This is a genomic window from Neobacillus sp. SRL179 (assembly GCF_984799095.1).
This window is the reverse complement of sequence record NZ_OZ481792.1, coordinates 1,729,603-1,749,372: the sequence shown is the minus strand read 5'-3', so window position 1 is coordinate 1,749,372 and position 19,770 is coordinate 1,729,603. Positions and strand designations below refer to the sequence as shown.

Below are 19,770 nucleotides of genomic sequence, written 5' to 3'. Positions count from 1 at the left end.
TAAAGCCCCGGGTACCGCTTTTATTCTGGATTTAACTCATTTGTAAAGTAATCAGCAATTTCTTTACTTCCACCCATATCACTATATTTTTGAAGCGTATCAATAGTAGATTGTTGGTCTTTCGGAGCCATCCAGCCGAGTGGCTTACCTTCACTATTTTTAGTTTGTAAGCTCGTAATCATTTGTTCTACCTGTTTAGAGACAATCTCTTTATTGAGTTTAGGAGCATTTTTCAAGAAAATATCGATTGCCTCTTGCGGATTTTCTTTCGTAAATTCCCATCCTTTATTTGTAGCCTTGATAAATTTCTTTAGCATCTCAGGATTGTTTTTAATGGTGTCATTATGAACAACCAGACCTGTTGCATACATGGTAATCCCGAAATCTGCATATTTCACATAGTCTAAATCAAGCTTTTCATTTACTTCAATTCTAGGGGCTTGGTCATGATAGAAGCCAATAAATGCATCTGCTTTATCTGTTAACATGGCTGCTTCTTTTGCTGCAGGTGTTCCGACAGATAACTTTTTAACCTTTGATTGATCCACATTATTTACTTCTAACAACGCATCAAATACCTGACTTGGTGCATCACCTTGTGTCAATGCAATTGTTTTCCCAATAAGATCTTGAGGCGTCTTAAAGCCTTTTTCTTTTTTAAAGATAATCGAACTTGGGTTGACCTGCATATAGGCACCAACCATTTTAACCGGCATTCCATTTACAATTCCCTTTGACGAAGCAGATGCATCCGCATAACCAATATCAACTGATTTATTTGCTACTAGTTTAACGGTAGATGCTGAGCCATCGCCCTCTTGAATTTCAACGTCTAATCCCGCTTCTTTGTAATAGCCTTTTTCTAATGCAACAAAGAATGGAGCATGTTCACCATATAGGACCCAGTTGACGCGAAGCTTCACTTTTTCTAGCTTTTTATTGGCTGTGGTGGTTGATTTTTTCTCACCTTTACTTGATGTTTTCTCGCTGGTGCTGCCGCAAGCAGCTAATAAGACCAAGCTAAGGACAATTGCCAACGTCATTGAAAAAAACTTTTTCATCTTATTTCCCCCTTATTCCTAGTGAAAGTTTCATTATTTATCTTCTTCCATATTCTTGTTCCATGGAATAATCTTTTTTTCTAACCATTCAACAAGGTAAAAGAATAATAGTCCAATAACCGTTAAGATAATTAGTGCAGCAAATAAAAAGGTAGTGTCCATATTTCCATTTGCTACTAACAGTAAGTATCCTAACCCTTTATCCGCTCCAACAAATTCACCGACAATAGCCCCAACAACGGCTAATGTAATGGCAACCTTCAGTCCACTGAAGATATGCGGCAGAGCATTCGGGAATTGGATTTTTCTTAGGATTTCTAATCGGGTGGCCCCCATTGATCTGGCCAGCGAAATCATATCTGGATTTATGGAGCGCAGCCCGGCCACGGTGTCAATGACAATTGGGAAAAATGCCATGGAAAAAGCAACCAATACTTTAGGCAATGTCCCAATTCCAAACCAAACAATAAATAATGGAGCAATGGCAATTTTCGGAACGGTTTGCATGAAGACTAAAATAGGATAAATCGTTCTTTCAAAAATGGAAGAATACACAATTAATACAGCACAAGGAATTCCCACTATTATGGCTAGAAGGTAGCCTCCCAGTAATTCATACGTAGTGACCCACCCTTCTTTTAAAAGCGTTTGGTATTCCACAAACGTTTCCTTTATAATGACGGAAGGTGCCGGCAAGATATAATTTGGGATAGAAGTAACCTTCGTTATGATTTCCCATATAACCATCAGTAGAATAATAGTGATCACTGGCAGGTATTGTTTACTTCGATTTTTAATAGACTTTGAATTTGATTTTTTCAAAACATAACGTTTGTTTAAATTCTGCAATTCCAGCTCATTGGTGTCCTTCAAACGAATCCCCCCTTATTGTATTAACTTAAAAAATGTTGCCGTCTTTAATTTCAACCATCTCGAAGATGCCTTTCCACTAAAAAAAACTAATACCATATAAGCGCTTACAAAAACTTCCGAATTCAGTTCAATGATAAACAATATCTTTTAATTTAATCGAGAGCATTAGAAAATGAATGTTTACTCTTTTACCTCCTCATGCTTTACCTTCGCTTTATCTACTCCCTATTTTGAATATTTCGTTAATTAATGTCTTACGATATTAGGAGAAAAATTCTTAATTTAGGAGAAACATATATGAAAAGCTTGGGAAAATTCTTTTCCGAAAAGACCTATTATTAGAAAAGGAAGTGACTCTCTACATCACTTCCTTTTCATTGTTAAACATGTTTCAAATAGCTTTCCTTCATCTGATATAGGGTTTCGTCTCCAGGCTGACTCCAAATTTGGTCATTGAAAATTTCCACTTCAATTGGCCCATTATAGCCCGTTTGCTCTACAGCTTGACGAATACGGTTGATTTCAATTACTCCATCCCCCATCATCCCGCGTCCCTTTAACATGTCTGGAGTGGGGACAAGCCAATCGGAAACATGGAAACCAAGGATGCGCCCTTTCGCACGATTAATTTGGTTATATAAATCCGGATCCCACCAAACGTGGAAAACATCCACGACTACTCCAACTTGATCAGGCCGATAAGCTTCCGCGAGTGTATTCGCTAAATCCATCGATACAACCACCGAACGTTCAGCAGCATACATGGGATGTAAGGGTTCGATACCCAATTTCACACCATACGATTCAGCAAATGGCACCAATTGAGCAATTCCTTCAGCGACCATTTGACGGGCAGACACGATGTCCCGGTTGGGTGAAGGGCCGCACACTAACACCAACACATCTGTCCCAATCTCGGCCGCTTCTTCAACCGCCCTTTTGTTATCATCGATCCGTTTTTGCCGTTCGAGAGCTGTTTCAGCCGGAAACATGCCGCCTCTGCATAAACTTGAAACCTTAATTCCGGCATCGTTGATTAACTTTTTGCTTTTACTTAAACCTAGTTCTTGTACCCTATGGCGCCATGGGGCTATCCATGGAATTTCTGCACGTGCACAGCCTTCAATCGCTTCAGCCAGTGTCCAGTTATCGGTCGTAATTTGGTTTAAACTCAATTTCTCAAAGTTTTCCACTATATAGTTCCTCCTGACGAATACCGGCTAAATTTAAAACTAGTTTCATTCTTTCAGCAGCAAGATCTGGATCTGTAAGTAAGCCTGCCTTGTCAGCCAACACAAATAATTCTGAGAGGTGCACGATGGATCGTGAACTTTCCGCACCGCCAATCATCCGAAAATGGGATTGATGCCCATTTAAATAGGCCATAAACACAATCCCGGTTTTGTAAGAATACGTGGGTGCTTGGAAAATATGGCGTGCTAGAGGGACAGTTTTTTCTAATAACTGACTGTATTGATTTAGATTTCCATCATCAAGTGCATGCATTGCTGCCGCTGCCGCAGGAGCGATTGCATCAAAGATTCCTAACAAGGCATGGCTATAGCCTTGATGGTCCCCTTTAATTAGTTCTGGATAGTTAAAGTCATCGCCGGTGTACATCTTCACTCCTGGAGGAAGAAGACGGCGCATCTCAATTTCCCGGGAGGCATCCAGCAAAGAAATTTTGATTCCATCTACTTTTTCTTTGTTATCCCAAATAACGTTTAAGCAGACTTCCATTGCATTATCCAAGTCCTTGTAGCCCCAATAGCCTGTAAGTGCAGGATCAAACATGTCTCCTAACCAATGGAGAATGACGGGCTTCGAAACCTGGCGTAAGATATTGGCATACACTCTTTCATATTCGTCCGGGCCTTGAGCACACTCTGCCAGTGCCCTGCTCGCCATTAAAATAATTTGTGCATTATTCTTCTCGACAAATTCACATTGCTCCTCATAGGCAGCCTGCACATCTGCTAATGTGACCGAAGGACCTGGGAGAAGATGGTCAGTCCCAGCTCCACAAGCGATTCTTCCCCCGACCGTCTTGGCCTCAGCAGCGGACTTGCGAATCAGCTCTTTAGCCATTTCCCAATTTAAGCCCATGCCTCGTTGGGCAGTATCCATTGCCTCAGCGACCGAGAGCCCAAGCGACCAAAGATGATGCCGATAAGCTAAAGTGTTTTCCCAATCAATCTTTGAATGTAAGAGGGGATCCACATCGGCAAACGGATCACACACCACATGTGCAGCTGAAAAGGCAATCCTGCTTTTAAATGGGCCTTCCGGGATGGAAAAGGAACCTGCTTCTCCTGCAAGATAATTAAATGTCCCTCCATTCTTACTTGCCAGCGTTAACAGTTTCCCCATTCGCTCTCACCCCCAAGCTAAGTTCTGGCACATCAATCCAGCGGCGCTCATCCCATGATTTAAGTCCTAATTCTGCCAATTGGGTTCCTTTCGCACCTTCTAACAAATCCCAAACAAACGGCTCATCTGCCACCACGTGTTTTAGGAATAACTCCCATTGCACCTTAAAACCATTATCAAAGAGTTGATTATCTGGAACGGTCTGCCATTGTTCAGTAAATTGGAATGGGTTTTCAATATCAGGATTCCACACCGGTTTCGGTGTATTGACCCGGTGTTGAATCTTACAATCTCTTAATCCAGCAACCGCACTTCCTTCTGTACCATCTACTTGAATTGTTAATAGATCTTCACGATTTACTCTAACTGTCCAAGAAGAATTTACTTGTGCAATAATGCCGCCTTCAAGTTCAAAAGTCGCATAGGCAGCATCATCTGCCGTGCACTCATATGGTTTGCCTTGTTCATCAATCCGTTTTGGTATATGGGTTACTCCTAGGCATGACACCGCTTTCACGTTTCCGAACAAGTTGTCAAGGACATAACGCCAGTGGGCGAACATATCGACAATGATTCCGCCGCCGTCCTCTTTACGATAATTCCAGGAAGGACGTTGGCCGGCCTGCCAGTCTCCCTCAAAGACCCAATATCCAAATTCCATTTGCACAGACAAAATTTTTCCGAAGAAACCCGAATCTACCAACCTTTTTAATTTTAAGAGCCCAGGTAAAAATAATTTATCTTGAACGACTCCATTTTTTACCCCAGCCTCATAAGCCAATTGTGCTAACTCCAATGATTCTTCTACACTAGTAGCTGTTGGTTTTTCACAATAAATATGCTTGCCCGCTTTAATCGCTTTTCGGATTGCATCTGCTCTCCTCACGGTGGTTTGTGCATCAAAATAGATGACGTTATAAGGGTCCGCTAGACACTCATCAAGATTTGTGCTCCAGCGGGAGATCTGATACTTTTCCGCTAAAGCCTGGAGCTTCTCTTCATTCCTGCCGACTAAAATCGGATCTGGCATAATTAGATCCCCATTTAATAGTGCCACGCCGCCTTGCTCACGAATAGCCACAATAGACCGGACTAAATGCTGATTGGTTCCCATTCTTCCTGTTACACCGTTCATAATTAACCCAACATGTTTGACTGCCATTTGTTATCCTCCTTAATTCTGACTTTTGAAGTCAAAATATGTTTACTAACTTACTGTTATTTTAAAAAATTCAGAAAGTATTTTCTCATCTATATCGGAAGGTTTTTTGCAATATCGGAGATGAATCGTAAAATGGTCGTTTTCCTCGAATTCTCAGCGGTCTACATGAAACCACCTCTTCCGGCATTCCCGGAAGAGGTGGTTTGATTAGGAAACTGTCTCATTTATGTCTGCTGATGACTGACCGGATAAACGAAATTTGTTAGGCGAAATGCCAACTAAATTTCTAAATGTACGATAGAAGGTTGATAAGGTTTCATAGCCAACCTCAAAGCAAATCGACACAATATCTTGGTCCGTTTTCAAAAGAAGCTCCTTCGCTTGATTGATTCTTACTTTTTGAAGGTATTGTAATGGGGTATCATTAAATTTTGTTTTAAAAATATCATTCATGTACCTTGTAGAAATCCCAAAAAGGGTAGATAGACTCTCTGCTGATATATTTTCAAAATAATGCCGATCAATATATTCCTTCATTTGGATGGAGCGAATATCATTCGCATCTTGTACATAAGCAAAATCTTGTTGACGCAGCAGCAAAATGATAATTTCAAGCAGGTAAACAGGCATGAGCAGCTTCCTAAAAATATCACCTTTTTTTTGTTCATAAAGCATTTTTCTAAATAATGGTCTAATCTCACTTGCCGTAAAAATATCAAGTTCAAAATGTTTGGATTCCCGCTCGATTAAAGAAAGTAATTCCTCCTGTACAGAAACTTTTAAAGCAGGAACTAAAAATGCTAAAACGAGTACGGTCAATTTGGTTGTTGCTTGAATCGAATGGATACAATCGGGATTAATTAGGACGACTTTGTCTTTGGAAAAATCATAAGTCTTTCCATCAAGGGTAATTTCCCCCTCCCCCTCCAAAGCATAAAGAATTTGAAAATGATCATGATAATGTTCCGAAACAAACTTTCCTTTAAGATGATTACTTTCATAAAGATGGATACCTGTATCCGAGAAGTCAAATCTTCTAATAAGCTCCTGACCCATTTTTAGTTTCCTCCTGTTTTTTAACCATTTACCTTATTAATTATGTATTTATAGTAAATATTCGTTAAACAGGAAGGTTTTCCTTTTAAAACGGTGAATAAAACTCGAAATAAAAGCCTTGACGCGATACGCGCCAAGGCTCTTGTAAGAATTAATATACGCTCATATACTGATCGCGTTCCCATTGGTGAACGACAGTTCTAAACATATCCCATTCAATTTCTTTTGCTTCAATAAAGTGTTCTAGGATATGCTCGCCAAGACCATCCATGATTACTTCATCCGCTTGAAGTTTTTCTAATGCAGCGGCAAGGGTTGCTGGAAGATCAACGATTCCTTCTTCGATTCTTTCTTCTTTGCTCATAACATAGATGTTACGGTCAATTGGTGCTGGAGGAGTTAATTTATTTTTAATTCCATCTAAACCTGCTTTTAATAGAACAGCCATTGCAAGGTATGGATTTGCAGCTGGGTCAACACTACGTACTTCTACACGTGTGCTTAATCCACGAGATGCTGGGATTCTGATTAATGGTGAACGGTTCATTGCAGACCATGCAACATAACAAGGTGCTTCATAGCCAGGTACTAAACGCTTATATGAGTTTACAGTAGGGTTTGTTACCGCTGTAAAGGCTTCAGCGTGTTTAAGGATACCAGCAATGAATTGACGAGCTTCATCGCTCATTTCTAAGTCGCCAGTAGGCTCATAGAATGCATTTTGACCACCCTTGAATAATGAAAGGTTCATGTGCATACCTGATCCATTTACACCGAATAATGGTTTTGGCATAAAGGTAGCGTGTAAGCCGTGCTTACGGGCAATCGTTTTAACAACAAGCTTAAATGTTTGGATTTGGTCACATGCTGTTAAAGCATCTGCATATTTGAAATCAATTTCGTGTTGTCCTGGCGCTACTTCATGGTGAGATGCTTCAATTTCAAAGCCCATTTCTTCTAGTTCAAGAACGATATCACGGCGGCAGTTTTCCCCTAAATCAGTTGGGGCTAAATCGAAATATCCGCCTTGGTCATTTAATTCAAGTGTTGGTTCGCCTTTTTCATCTAATTTGAATAAGAAGAATTCTGGCTCAGGTCCAAGATTAAAGTTAGTAAATCCTAGCTCTTCCATTTCCCTTAACACTCTTCTTAGGTTATTACGGGGATCTCCAGCAAATGGTTTTCTATCTGGAGTATAGATATCACAAATTAAACGAGCTACTTTCCCTTTTTCAGCTGTCCAAGGGAATACTACCCATGTATCAAGGTCTGGGTAAAGAAGCATATCAGATTCTTCAATCCGAACAAAACCTTCGATAGAGGAACCATCAAACATCATTTTGTTATCGAGTGCTTTTTCCAATTGACTGACCGGAATCTCAACATTTTTAATTGTTCCAAGAATGTCAGTGAATTGAAGACGAATAAATTTTACATTCTCCTCTTTAGCTAAACGTTGGATATCTTCTCTTGAATACTTTGCCATTTCTTAATTCCCCCTATTTTTTAAATAGAATCATCATGTTTAATGGAAAAATCGAGACATATCGCCTTGGCGTAATGTGGATCGATTGTTTCTACCAGTGTGCATTAATTCGTTGCGTAACAATTTTCGTAGTTGTTCATCGGTTAATTCTTGTTTCACATTTTTAGTCGGCTCTTCGTTTTTCATTTCTTGCTTTTCTTTCATCATGAATAGCTGTTTAATTCCAGCCATGTTCACGCCTTGATCAATTAAATCTTTAATCTCTAGTAGTCTATCAATATCATTTAGACTATACATACGTCTATTACCATCGGTTCTTGCTGGAGAAATCAATTGGTGTTCTTCATAGTAACGGATTTGCCTTGCGGTTAATTCAGTTAACTTCATGACAGTTCCAATCGGAAACAGCGGCATAGAACGACGAATTTCTTTTCCACTCACCAAATTTCTCCTCTCTTTTTGTAAATCATATTGTCATTATATTGTGTGTTAGAAAAGATGTCAATCTTATGTTAGGTTTTCTCACATGGATTTTTTAAATAACAAAAACAGGATTACCTTTTACCGTAATCCTGTTTTCATTTTAATCAATCGAGAACGATTAATCCCTTATCTAGTAATTCATCGATTGCCAAACATATCGCCATTTTTACATGGGAATAGGTCAAACCGCCTTGGACATAGGCAACGTAGGGCGGTCTTAAAGGGCCATCCGCGGTTAATTCAATACTGGCACCTTGAATAAAGGTTCCTGCTGCCATAATCACATCATCTTCATATCCTGGCATATAACTTGGATGGGGAGTGACATATGAATTTATTGGTGAGGCAAATTGAATTGCCTGGCAAAACGCCACCATTTTATCTCTGTCATCAAATTGGACCGATTGGATTAAATCTGTCCGTTTCGTATCCCACTTTGGTGATGAGTTCATTCCTAATTTCTCTAATATGGCAGCCGTAAATACTGCACCCTTTAAGGCCTGTCCCACCACGTGCGGGGCAAGGAAGAACCCTTGGTACATTTCCTGAAGGCTGTAAAGAGATGCCCCTGCCTCAGCCCCGATACCTGGGGAGGTCATTCTGTACGAGCATGCCTCGACCCATTGTTTCTTTCCTACGATGTAGCCGCCTGTCTTTGCCAGTCCACCCCCAGGGTTTTTGATGAGAGAGCCCGCCATTAAATCTGCGCCCACATGACAAGGTTCTACCTCTTCGACAAATTCCCCATAACAGTTATCCACAAAGACAACCACGTCTTGTTTTATTTCTTTGACAAAAGAGATCATTGCTCCTATTTCTTCAACCGTAAATGATGGTCTTGTCGCATAGCCTTTCGAGCGCTGGATTCCAATCATTTTCGTATTGGGTTTAATCTTTTCCGCCACTTGATCCCAATTGATCGCACCCTCATCGGTCAAGTCAACACTGTCATAGGAGATGCCAAATTCTTTCAAAGAGCCTACCCCATTGCCGCGAATCCCAACTATTTCCTCGAGCGTATCATATGGTTTACCGGTAATATAAAGCAGTTCATCACCAGGACGGAGCACACCAAACAAGGCAATTGAAATCGCATGCGTGCCCGAAATAATCTGCGGGCGAACGAGCCCTGCTTCTCCCCCGAAAACATCTGCATAAATTAATTCCAAAGTATCCCTGCCAATATCATCATATCCATATCCTGTGGACGGGATAAAATGAGAATCACTGACACGATGCTTTTGATAGCTTTTTAATACTCTAAATTGATTCGTTTCGATTCTTTCGTCGATTTCCTTATGTACCTCAGCTATTTGTTGTTCCACTTCTTTTACAATCTGCTGAAGTTTTTCCCCATTTTTCAACTGTTGAAACATGTTGTAACTCCTATCTACTTGGTAAATTTCTGTAATTGCCCTGTTATTTGATGGTCCTTGAGGGAGTATCCTTTGCAACGATAAAATTGCTCCTCTTCATCAAATACGAGTGCTCTTAAGATGGTTTCATTTTTTAATTGTGACAGCAGTTTTCCCTCAGTGGATGGTATTTGAACTTCGTAGGGATCCATCATCTCTATGACGACCTTTTCCATTTGCTCTTTCAAGGCATGACGGTCTCCCTCTTCAAAGGCACTAATAAAAACAGTTGGTGTATCTGCTGTAGGGACAAAATCTGAGTGCTGAATATCTTTCTTATTATACACGGTAATTTGCGGAATCTCTTTTACTTCCAAATCATCAAGCAGCTTTTTGACCGTTTTTTCGTGTTGGAAATAATCCGGATTTGACATATCGACCACGTGAAGCAGCAAATCCGCTTCCTTTACTTCTTCTAATGTAGACCGGAAGGCAGCAATTAAGGTAGTTGGCAGATCCTGAATAAATCCAACTGTATCGGTAATTAACGCTAAAAATCCGCTAGGTAAAATTAATTTTCGTGTCATTGGGTCGAGAGTAGCAAACAATTGATTTTCCTCATACGACTCTGCTTCCGATAATCGATTGAAAAGTGTAGATTTTCCGGCATTGGTATAGCCGACAATCGCCACTTGGAAGGTCTTATTTTTCTTTCTTCTTTCCCGATAGCGATCGCGGTGCTGAACAATAACGGAAAGCTGACTTTTAATATCATCAATTCTTCTGCGGATATGACGGCGGTCCGATTCTAATTTTGTTTCCCCCGGACCCCTTGTTCCGATTCCAGCGCCAAGACGTGAAAGGGCAGTACCTTGTCCAGCCAGTCTTGGCAGTATGTATTGCAGCTGGGCTAGTTCCACCTGCAGTTTCCCTTCTTTAGAGCGGGCTCTTTGGGCAAAAATGTCTAGTATCAGCTGGGTGCGGTCAATAATCCGCGCATTTATATCAGACGCCAGATTTCTTTTTTGACTGGGAGAAAGTTCATCATTAAAAATGACAATATCTGCTTCCAGTTCCTCCACAAGCGCATTCAATTCTTCCACTTTTCCTTTACCGATATAGGTAGCCGGATGAACCCGATCCCGTTTTTGGACTAAAGTCATGACTACTTCACCTTGTGCGGTTTCAGTTAAAGCTCCTAATTCCTCCATTGAATATTGGAAGCGCGAATCCTCATCTCCATTGGTTTGACAGCCAACGAGAATCGCTTTCTCTTTTGTATCCTTTTGTTCCATCTACAACACTTCCTTCCCTTTAATGCTCTGTTCTTCATCATAACAAAAAATGCTTGGATAGTACTAATTTCCCCATTTATTCATAAAAAAACAGCTGGTTTTTAAACCAGCCGATCCCAATATTAATCTTCCTCAAAAACAAGGTCATTACTCCTTAATGTCATCAATTCATGTTTGTCATAACTATTTAGCATTAACAACCTCATCGCCTGTGCCCGAACGGATTTTTCAATCACATTACGGACATATCGGCCGTTTGAAAAACTGTTCGGATTTAACACGGCCTTTACCCAGATTAAATGATCTCTTAATTTTTTTTCAGCCTCATGGCTCAGTGTGTACTCTCTCTCAATCAACATTCTGCCGGCAATATCCATTAGTTGATCGATATTGTAATCCGGGAAATCAATCACTAGTGGAAAGCGAGAGTGAAGACCTGGATTTAGTGTTAAAAAATAGTCCATTTCTCGTGAATACCCTGCAAGAATGAGGATAAATTCATGCTGCTTATCCTCCATATGCTTGACAAGTGTATCAATAGCTTCCTTCCCAAAATCCTTTTCACCGCCACGCCCTAACGAATAAGCTTCATCAATAAAAAGAATACCACCTTGTGCCTTCTTAATTAAATCTCTTGTTTTTTGCGCAGTGTGGCCGATATACTCCCCAACGAGGTCTGCCCGCTCGGCCTCAATCAAATGCCCTTTGGTGAGCACACTCATTTTTTGAAAGAGTTTTCCAATTAATCGCGCCACTGTGGTTTTTCCTGTTCCAGGATTCCCTTTAAACATCATATGCAGGGCTTGTTTTCTTGCCTTCAATCCCATCTCTTCCCGCTTCTTATTGACATAAATCCATGCATAAATTTCTTTTATCATTTTTTTCATTTCATCCATGCCAACCAGAGACCCTAGTTCCTCTTCAATTTCTTTAAGGGCCGTGTGCTCAGGGGGAATGACCTTTGGAACAACTTGAAAATCTGGTACCTCTTTTCGTAATGTTTTTCTTTCTTGTGAGTTGAGTACCACCCTTATTTGACCGTTGCTTTTCATACGACTCTGTTGGTCCAAAGCTATCACCTCTCATTCTGCAAACAGTATACGTAAGGCAGCCAGATACAGGCTGCGCAGAATTGTTTTAGGGTAGGCATATTCCTTCACTCTATGTGTATTCACACTTCTTGGAAATCATTAAAAAAAGATTTTAGCATAAATAAAAAGAGCCCATTAATAATGGGCTCGATTTAACTAAAGTATTTTATTGCTGATCCAATTCAAGTTGAACGTTACGTTGTGGAGCAAAGGTTGAAATCGCATGCTTGAATACTAACTGCTGCTTCCCTTCTGATTCAAAAAGAACGGTAAAATTATCAAAGCCCTTGATCTGGCCTCTTAATTGAAAACCATTTAGAAGGAATACCGTAACGTTCATGTTGTCCTTACGGCACTGGTTTAAAAATTGGTCTTGAATATTAATGGTTGTTTTCATTTGTATTTCCTCCTCTTTTATCTCTACTAATATGTATTCGATTTTACTTGAAGCTTTCCTTCAACATATTGTGAAATTTCCGCTATTTTTTTTGCGAAGTTCTTCACATCTGTCATATCAAACCATTTTACATCCATTTTGTTCCGAAACCAAGTTAATTGTCTTTTAGCATATCTTCTAGAATTTTGTTTTAAATGTTCGACAGCTTCATCGACTGTCACTTTACCATCTAAGTAGTCATAAATTTCTTTGTAACCGATGGCTTGGATCGATTGACAATCCCGTAACCCTTGATCATATAAGGATTTTACCTCTGCAAGGAGCCCTTCTTCGATCATACCATCCACACGTTGATTAATTCGCTCATACAGATTTTCTCTTTCCATCGTTAAACCTATAAGTGCTGTTTGATACAAAAGATCTGGCTGCTGGGTAGATTGAACTTCTTGCATCGTTTTCCCCGTCGTATGGAATATTTCCAAGGCACGAATGACCCTGCGAACATTATTCGGATGGATGTGTGCAGCACTGCTTGGATCGACCTCGACTAATTCTTTGTACAGAGCTTCATTACCTATTTCCTTTACTCTTTCTTCAAGATGATGCCGAAACGACTCATCTCCAGGAACATCAGAAAATTGATAATCATAAATAACAGATTGTATATATAGTCCCGTTCCGCCGACTATAATGGGAAGCTTTCCCGACTTCGCAATCTCACTTATTTTTGCACGGACAAGCTGTTGAAACTCAGCTACCGAGAACGATTCAGAGGGCTCTTTAATATCAATCAAATGATGGGGAATTCCCTCCATTTCATTTGTCGTTATTTTAGCCGTTCCAATATCCATTCCACGATAAATTTGCATAGAATCGCCGCTAATGATTTCACCATTATAGCGTTTGGCCATCTCAATGCTCAATTTTGTTTTCCCAACTGCGGTGGGACCAATTATGACCAATAATTTTTGTTTTGAATCCAATATTTTCACACTGCCTTATCCCATTTTCAGTGAAAGTAGTAATGACCAATGCACTTTCACCCCTACATCGTACCACACTTTTAAAAAGCAGTTGAACATCAAACTAGTATAAACAAAAAATACCGTTTCTATGCGCCTCATCAGGGGTAAATTTTTTTCTATTTCACTTCCATAGATGGTAATTATTTCATGCAAGTTTACAAAACCATAACGGTTCATTTACAAACCGCTTTCCACCCCCAAATTCATGGTACCCTTATTCGTAGGTTATGTTGTATTAAAACTTGAGGAATAAGGTGAAAAAAATGCTTTCGAATTTTGACATTGGAATTGATCTAGGAACTGCTAATATATTGGTTTATAGTAAAAACAAAGGAATCGCGTATAATGAGCCCTCAGTAGTTGCCATTGATACAGGTACAAAAAATATTGTCGCTGTCGGTCACGAAGCAAAAGAAATGGTCGGGAAGACACCAGAAAAAATCATTGCCATCCGCCCTTTAAAAGAAGGAGTGATTGCTGATTTTGACGTGACCACTGATATGTTAAAATATGTGTTGAAAAAGGCCGCTAAAAAAATGGGTTTTGGCCTTCGTAAGCCAAATGTGGTGGTCTGCATTCCATCGGGTTCTAATAGTGTGGAACGAAGAGCGATTGAAGATGCTGTAAGAAATGCCGGCGCTAAGAAAATCGCCTTGATTGAGGAACCAGTAGCAGCGGCTATCGGGGCAGGTTTACCCGTGGATGAACCAGTTGCCAACGTGGTCGTAGATATCGGTGGCGGCAGCACAGAAGTTGCGATTATATCTTTTGGCGGAGTGGTGGCGTGCCATTCAATTAAAATTGGCGGTGATCGCCTGGATGACGATATTATTCAATATGTTCGGAAAGAATACAACGTATTGATTGGTGAACGAACTGCTGAAAAAATTAAAATGGAAATCGGGTATGCACTTGTCGACCATGAAGAACTTTTCATGGAAGTCCGTGGACGTGATCTCGTGACAGGTTTGCCAAAAACTATTTCCCTTTCATCCTATGAAATTCGTACTGCCATGAAGGAAGCCCTATTGCACATTTTAGAAGCTGTCAGAGCAACGCTTGAAGACTGCCCTGCCGAACTTAGCGGTGACATTGTCGATCGAGGCGTTATTTTAACAGGCGGCGGCGCTTTATTAAATGGAATGGAGCAATGGCTGAGCGAGGAAATCTTCGTTCCTGTTCAACAAGCACCAAACCCGCTTGAATCCGTAGTTATAGGTACTGGACAGGCACTTGCGTTTATGAACAAGGTGCATGCGGCAGTGAAATAAGACGTTTGCAATATAATAAGAAGAGGCTGCAGGTTTTGAACCTGCAGCCTCTTCTTTGGTTTGTGACAAGTTTTGTTTTTTTGTGACTGTAATTCGGTTTTTTCGCTTGCATGGGTACAATTTTCTATTTTTGTGACCGTGAGCCTTGTTTTTTCTCTTTCGCGGTCACAATTACCTTTTTTTATGACCGCAGGCCTTCTTTTTTCTATACCACGGTCACAATAACTTACATGACTCGTTTAAACATTTTTTCCATCTCATAAATAGAGTAATGGACGATAATCGGCCTGCCGTGCGGACAAGTAAAGGGATCTGAGGCTTTGCGCAAGTCATCGAGCAATGCTTGAATTTCATCGTTTCGCAAATGGCGATTGGCTTTAATCGACGCTTTACAGCTCATCATAATAGCAGCTTCTTCACGCAGCTTTTTAATATCGACTTTCTTCATCGATAAAAGCTGTTCAATCATATCCTCGATAATTTGTTTTTCTTCCCCTTTAGGAAACCATTGAGGATGATTCCGGACAATGAAACTGTTTAAGCCAAATTCCTCAAGAAAGACGCCGACCTTTTCTAGTTCACTTAAATTTTCCGATATTTTCACAAATTCATCTGTTGAATATTCGAAGGTCAAAGGGACAAGCATTTCCTGCAGTTCCGAATAAACTTGTCCTACTTTTTCCCGAAAGTACTCATACTTGAGCCGTTCTTGGGCGGCATGCTGGTCGATAATATATAAGCCATTCTCATTCTGCGCAAAAATATAGGTGCCATGCATTTGCCCAATCGGATAAAGACGCGGAATCCTGCTAGAGCTTTCATCGACAGGATCAACCTTCGTATCCCTATATGGATTACCTTGGGAAGCATCCACACTTGAAAAGTCCTCCGTACTACTCGTCTCGTAGGCAATTTGACTAGTTTTCCAGGCAGGTTGGTCCTCCATTTTTTCAGGTTGAACAAACCTATTTTCAAATGACGGTGCTGAAACAGGTCTAGAATCAGACATGATAGGCTGAGCAGCAGTCCATTCCCATTTGGTAGTCTGTTGGGTATTCGTAACCGGTGTACCTTCATCAAGAATTAACACCGTTTGCTCCTCTTTCGCTTCTTCCTTTTTCACCTGTGTATAGGCGGTTGGGATTAATATTTTGGATTTAAACGTTTCTTTAATAATATTTGTGACAAGTTCATCTAATTCTGCTTCTTTACTGATTCTGACCTCCATTTTCGATGGGTGGACATTGACATCCACTAACAATGGATCCATTTGAATATTGAGCAGGACAATCGGAAAGCGGCCAATTGGAAGCAACGTATGATATCCTTCTTGAATCGCTTTTGCCAATGGGTAGTTTTTAATAAATCGTCCATTAATCATCGTTGAAATATAATTTCTGGAGGCCCTTGTTACTTCCGGCATCGACGCAAATCCGCTGATGGTATAATCAAGCGACGTCCCGGATATTGGAACGAGCTGCTTCGCGATCGCCAGCCCGTAGATGGCAGCAAGAACTTGGCGAACATCTCCGTTTCCAGTCGTATGAAGCAATTTCCGCTCATTATGGATCAAACGAAAGGCTACCTCTGGATGTGACAAAGCGAGCCGGTTGACCACATCGGTAATATTACCAAGTTCGGTATGAATGGTTTTCATGTACTTTAAGCGGGCGGGAGTGTTATAAAATAAATCCGTAATCGTGATATCTGTGCCGCGTCGTGCTGAAGCTTTTTCAAACGTTACGACTTTCCCGCCTTCAATAATGATCTTGTTTCCCGCACCTTCGCCAGTTGATGTCTGCATCTCGAGACGGGAGACAGAGGCAATACTAGGCAGGGCCTCACCACGGAAACCCAGTGTCCGAATTCGGAATAGATCATTTTCATTCTTGATTTTACTGGTGGCATGGCGTTGAAAAGCGAGTAAAACATCTTCTTCCTCAATGCCATACCCGTTATCGGTAATGCGGATTTTCGCAAGTCCCGCTTCTTCTACCTCTATTTCAATCACGGTGCTGCCAGCATCAATGGCATTTTCCACGAGTTCTTTTACAACAGAGGCGGGCCGTTCGACCACCTCGCCGGCAGCTATTTTGTTAGACAGGGCGTCATCTAATTGAATAATCTTCCCCATATCTGGCACCCCCTACTTTAACTTTTTCTGGAGCTCATACAGCAGGTTAATCGCCTGAAGTGGTGTAACATCTAATAACTCTAACTCTTTTATTTTCTCTAACACCCGTTTTTCTTTCGCAGTGGGTTCTACTTTTTTCGGTTCTACCGGCTCATCAAAGAAAGATAATTGGGCCGGTTGTTCTTCAACTACGACTGGAGCTTTTTTCTGAGGAGTCGGTTCGACGTCTGTTTGCTCCAGAGTAGTTAAAATCTCACTGGCCCGACGGATTAATTCGGCAGGCAACTCGGCCAGCTGGGCCACATGAATTCCATAACTTTTATCGGCTGGACCTTCTTTTATTTTATGAAGGAACACTACCTTGCCCTGATGTTCAATCGCACTGACATGAATATTTTTTAACTTCGACAATTCCTCATCCAATACAGTTAGTTCATGATAGTGTGTAGAAAATAACGTCTTAGCACCAATCCGCTCATGAATATATTCAATGATTGCCTGGGCCAGCGCCATTCCGTCATAGGTGGAAGTACCGCGGCCAATTTCATCAAACAAGATTAAACTATTTTGCGTGGCATTGGTAATCGCATTTTTGGCTTCAAGCATTTCGACCATAAACGTACTTTGACCGGAAATGAGATCATCTGCTGCCCCAATGCGGGTAAATACCTGGTCAAAAATGGGTAAGACCGCTTCTGAAGCAGGAACATAACAGCCAATTTGCGCTAAGATTGCAATCAACGCAATTTGCCGCATATACGTACTTTTACCCGACATATTCGGACCTGTGATTAACAGAACTTCGCGGTCACTGTCCATCATGCAGTCATTTGGAACATATTCCTGGGCGTTTAAGACCTTTTCCACCACAGGATGGCGTCCATCCTTAATCACTACCCGGCGTTCCCTCGAAAATTGAGGTTTTACATAACGGCGCTCTTCACTGACTTGAGCAAAGCACTGCAAGACATCCAGTGCACTGACCGTTTTAGCCAAAGCTTGCAAACGCGGTATTTGTTCTTTTACGATCTCTCGGATTTCGGTAAACAACTCATATTCCAGCTCACCGCATTTTTCTTCCGCTTGTAAAATTAACGCCTCTTTTTCCTTTAAGGCTGGTGTAATAAAGCGTTCTGCATTCGTTAAGGTCTGCTTCCGTTCATACTGCCCTTCCGTTAACAGGTGCAAATTGGCCCGAGTAACCTCGATATAATAGCCAAAGACACGATTATAGCCGACCTTCAACGACTTGATCCCAGTTTTCTCGCGTTCTTCCCGCTCAAGCTGGGCAATCCAGGACTTCCCATTCCTGCTGGCATCGCGATATTGGTCCAATTGGTCATGATAGCCATCCCGAATAATATTGCCTTCTTTTAACGATAGCGGTGGATTTTCCACAATCGCCTGCTCTAATAGATCGGTTACTTCTTCACAGGGATCCAGCTGCTCGACAATTTTATTCATTTGTTCGTTCTGCATGCCCGCAAGGATTTGTTTTAAAAATGGGATTTGCATTAAGGAACGCTTCAACTGAACTAAATCGCGGGCGTTAACATTCCCAAAGGCAACCCGGCCTGCTAATCTCTCTAAATCATAGACTTCTTTTAATTTTTCCCGAAGCTCCTGCCGTTCGAAATAATGATGTATTAACACATCCACTAGTGTATGACGATACTCAATGTCATTTTGGGTAATTAAGGGTCTGTCGATCCAGTGTTTTAACAGCCTGCCCCCCATTGCTGTTTTCGTTTCATCCAACAGCCATAATAGGGAGCCTTTTTTCCCTTTAGAACGGATTGTCTCCGTTAATTCCAAATTGCGTTTGGAATAGTAATCAATTTTCATATATTGATGGATTTGATAGGTCGTCACCGGCTGAAGATGGTCAAGACTACGTTTTTGCGACCGGAATAAATAGTTAAAAAGTCTTGCTACTGTCTGTTTCAATTTATCTTGGTTAAGTCCTTCGAGCAAATGAGAAAAGTTCATCTCTATTGAACTATTATCCTCAAATGAAATGGCGAGTACATCTCGTTCGCGCATTTTCTTCTGCAGCTCTCCGTCAAAATTGCTGGCGACAACAACCTCTTTTGCACTTAAAACGGCCAGTTCATTGAGTACTTCATCAAAATTACTTGAAAGCAAAGTAACCCGGCTTTCACCAGTTGAAATATCATTGTAGGCAAAACCGTATGTTTGATCATCAAATTTGGTTATGGATGCTAAGTAGTTGTTCTCTTTATCGGCTAATCCTTTGCCATCCATAACGGTACCCGGCGTGATGAGTTGAACCACTTCCCGTTTGACCATCCCTTTTGTTTGTCTAGGATCTTCCATCTGCTCACAAATTGCCACTTTATAGCCTTTTGAAATAAGCTGTTCAATATAATTGGCAGCTGCGTGATACGGAACTCCGCACATCGGAATTCTATCTTCCGAGCCACCTTCCCGGCTTGTGAGTGTAATCTCCAATTCTTGTGATGCTTTAATTGCATCGTCAAAAAACATTTCATAAAAATCGCCTAAGCGAAAAAATAAAAAGGCATCTTGATAATCTGCCTTAACGGTTAAATATTGTTGTATCATCGGCGTATAACCAGCCATAATGACCTCCACGTTATTCTTCATTTATTAGATTTGTCTGTGGCTGTTGAGTTTGTTTAGCGACTAGTTACTTCGTTAAACTTGCTCCTCCACTACTATTCATTCGA

16 protein-coding genes are annotated in these 19,770 nt (G+C 40.8%); 1 reads left to right on the top strand and 15 read right to left on the bottom strand.

Annotated features, from left to right (window positions below):
* Positions 1–20: 20 nt before the first annotated feature.
* From AC4E8C_RS08670 to miaA, 13 genes are all read right to left on the bottom strand, one after another.
* Positions 21–1,061, bottom strand: a complete 1,041-nt coding sequence (locus AC4E8C_RS08670; protein WP_490211706.1) for an ABC transporter substrate-binding protein — start codon at positions 1,059–1,061, stop codon at positions 21–23.
* Positions 1,062–1,094: 33 nt separating this feature from the next.
* Positions 1,095–1,934, bottom strand: coding sequence for an ABC transporter permease (locus AC4E8C_RS08665; protein ID WP_490211705.1), 840 nt, complete (start codon positions 1,932–1,934; stop codon positions 1,095–1,097).
* Positions 1,935–2,314: 380 nt separating this feature from the next.
* Complete coding sequence (locus AC4E8C_RS08660) at positions 2,315–3,127, bottom strand: sugar phosphate isomerase/epimerase family protein (protein ID WP_490211704.1); 813 nt, start codon at positions 3,125–3,127, stop codon at positions 2,315–2,317.
* Entirely contained in the window at positions 3,114–4,304 is a 1,191-nt protein-coding gene (locus AC4E8C_RS08655) for a dihydrodipicolinate synthase family protein (protein ID WP_490211703.1), read from the bottom strand. Before AC4E8C_RS08655 ends, AC4E8C_RS08660 begins: the two co-directional genes overlap by 14 nt.
* A complete protein-coding gene (locus tag AC4E8C_RS08650; RefSeq protein WP_490211702.1) occupies positions 4,276–5,466 on the bottom strand; it encodes a Gfo/Idh/MocA family protein in 1,191 nt (396 codons plus the stop codon). Before AC4E8C_RS08650 ends, AC4E8C_RS08655 begins: the two co-directional genes overlap by 29 nt.
* Before the next feature lie 207 nt (positions 5,467–5,673).
* Positions 5,674–6,522, bottom strand: a complete 849-nt coding sequence (locus AC4E8C_RS08645; protein WP_490211701.1) for a helix-turn-helix domain-containing protein — start codon at positions 6,520–6,522, stop codon at positions 5,674–5,676.
* Positions 6,523–6,673: 151 nt separating this feature from the next.
* Positions 6,674–8,008, bottom strand: coding sequence for a type I glutamate--ammonia ligase (gene glnA, locus AC4E8C_RS08640; protein WP_490211700.1), 1,335 nt, complete (start codon positions 8,006–8,008; stop codon positions 6,674–6,676).
* 39 nt (positions 8,009–8,047) lie between these two features.
* Entirely contained in the window at positions 8,048–8,449 is a 402-nt protein-coding gene (locus AC4E8C_RS08635; RefSeq protein ID WP_490212506.1) for a MerR family transcriptional regulator, read from the bottom strand.
* A gap of 146 nt (positions 8,450–8,595) precedes the next feature.
* Positions 8,596–9,867 (bottom strand): methionine gamma-lyase family protein, encoded by a 1,272-nt coding sequence (locus tag AC4E8C_RS08630; protein WP_490211699.1) that lies wholly within the window; start codon positions 9,865–9,867, stop codon positions 8,596–8,598.
* 14 nt (positions 9,868–9,881) lie between these two features.
* Positions 9,882–11,141 carry a GTPase HflX gene (hflX, locus tag AC4E8C_RS08625; RefSeq protein WP_490211698.1) on the bottom strand — a complete coding sequence of 420 codons (1,260 nt, stop codon included), beginning with the start codon at positions 11,139–11,141 and terminating at the stop codon, positions 9,882–9,884.
* 122 nt (positions 11,142–11,263) lie between these two features.
* Positions 11,264–12,211 carry a stage V sporulation protein K gene (gene spoVK, locus AC4E8C_RS08620; RefSeq protein WP_490211697.1) on the bottom strand — a complete coding sequence of 316 codons (948 nt, stop codon included), beginning with the start codon at positions 12,209–12,211 and terminating at the stop codon, positions 11,264–11,266.
* Positions 12,212–12,398: 187 nt separating this feature from the next.
* Positions 12,399–12,629: an RNA chaperone Hfq gene (gene hfq, locus AC4E8C_RS08615; RefSeq protein ID WP_490211696.1), complete on the bottom strand. Its 231-nt coding sequence runs from the start codon at positions 12,627–12,629 to the stop codon at positions 12,399–12,401.
* Positions 12,630–12,655: 26 nt separating this feature from the next.
* Positions 12,656–13,612 (bottom strand): tRNA (adenosine(37)-N6)-dimethylallyltransferase MiaA, encoded by a 957-nt coding sequence (gene miaA, locus AC4E8C_RS08610; RefSeq protein WP_490212505.1) that lies wholly within the window; start codon positions 13,610–13,612, stop codon positions 12,656–12,658.
* A 305-nt stretch (positions 13,613–13,917) separates the two neighbouring features.
* On the opposite strand from miaA, the gene mreBH reads away from it, so the two are divergent.
* Positions 13,918–14,925: a rod-share determining protein MreBH gene (gene mreBH / locus AC4E8C_RS08605; RefSeq protein WP_490211695.1), complete on the top strand. Its 1,008-nt coding sequence runs from the start codon at positions 13,918–13,920 to the stop codon at positions 14,923–14,925.
* Positions 14,926–15,151: 226 nt separating this feature from the next.
* Here mreBH and mutL read toward each other — a convergent pair whose 3' ends face one another.
* Positions 15,152–17,059, bottom strand: a complete 1,908-nt coding sequence (gene mutL, locus AC4E8C_RS08600) for a DNA mismatch repair endonuclease MutL (RefSeq protein WP_490211694.1) — start codon at positions 17,057–17,059, stop codon at positions 15,152–15,154.
* 12 nt (positions 17,060–17,071) lie between these two features.
* Complete coding sequence (gene mutS / locus AC4E8C_RS08595) at positions 17,072–19,663, bottom strand: DNA mismatch repair protein MutS (protein WP_490211693.1); 2,592 nt, start codon at positions 19,661–19,663, stop codon at positions 17,072–17,074.
* Positions 19,664–19,770: the final 107 nt, after the last annotated feature.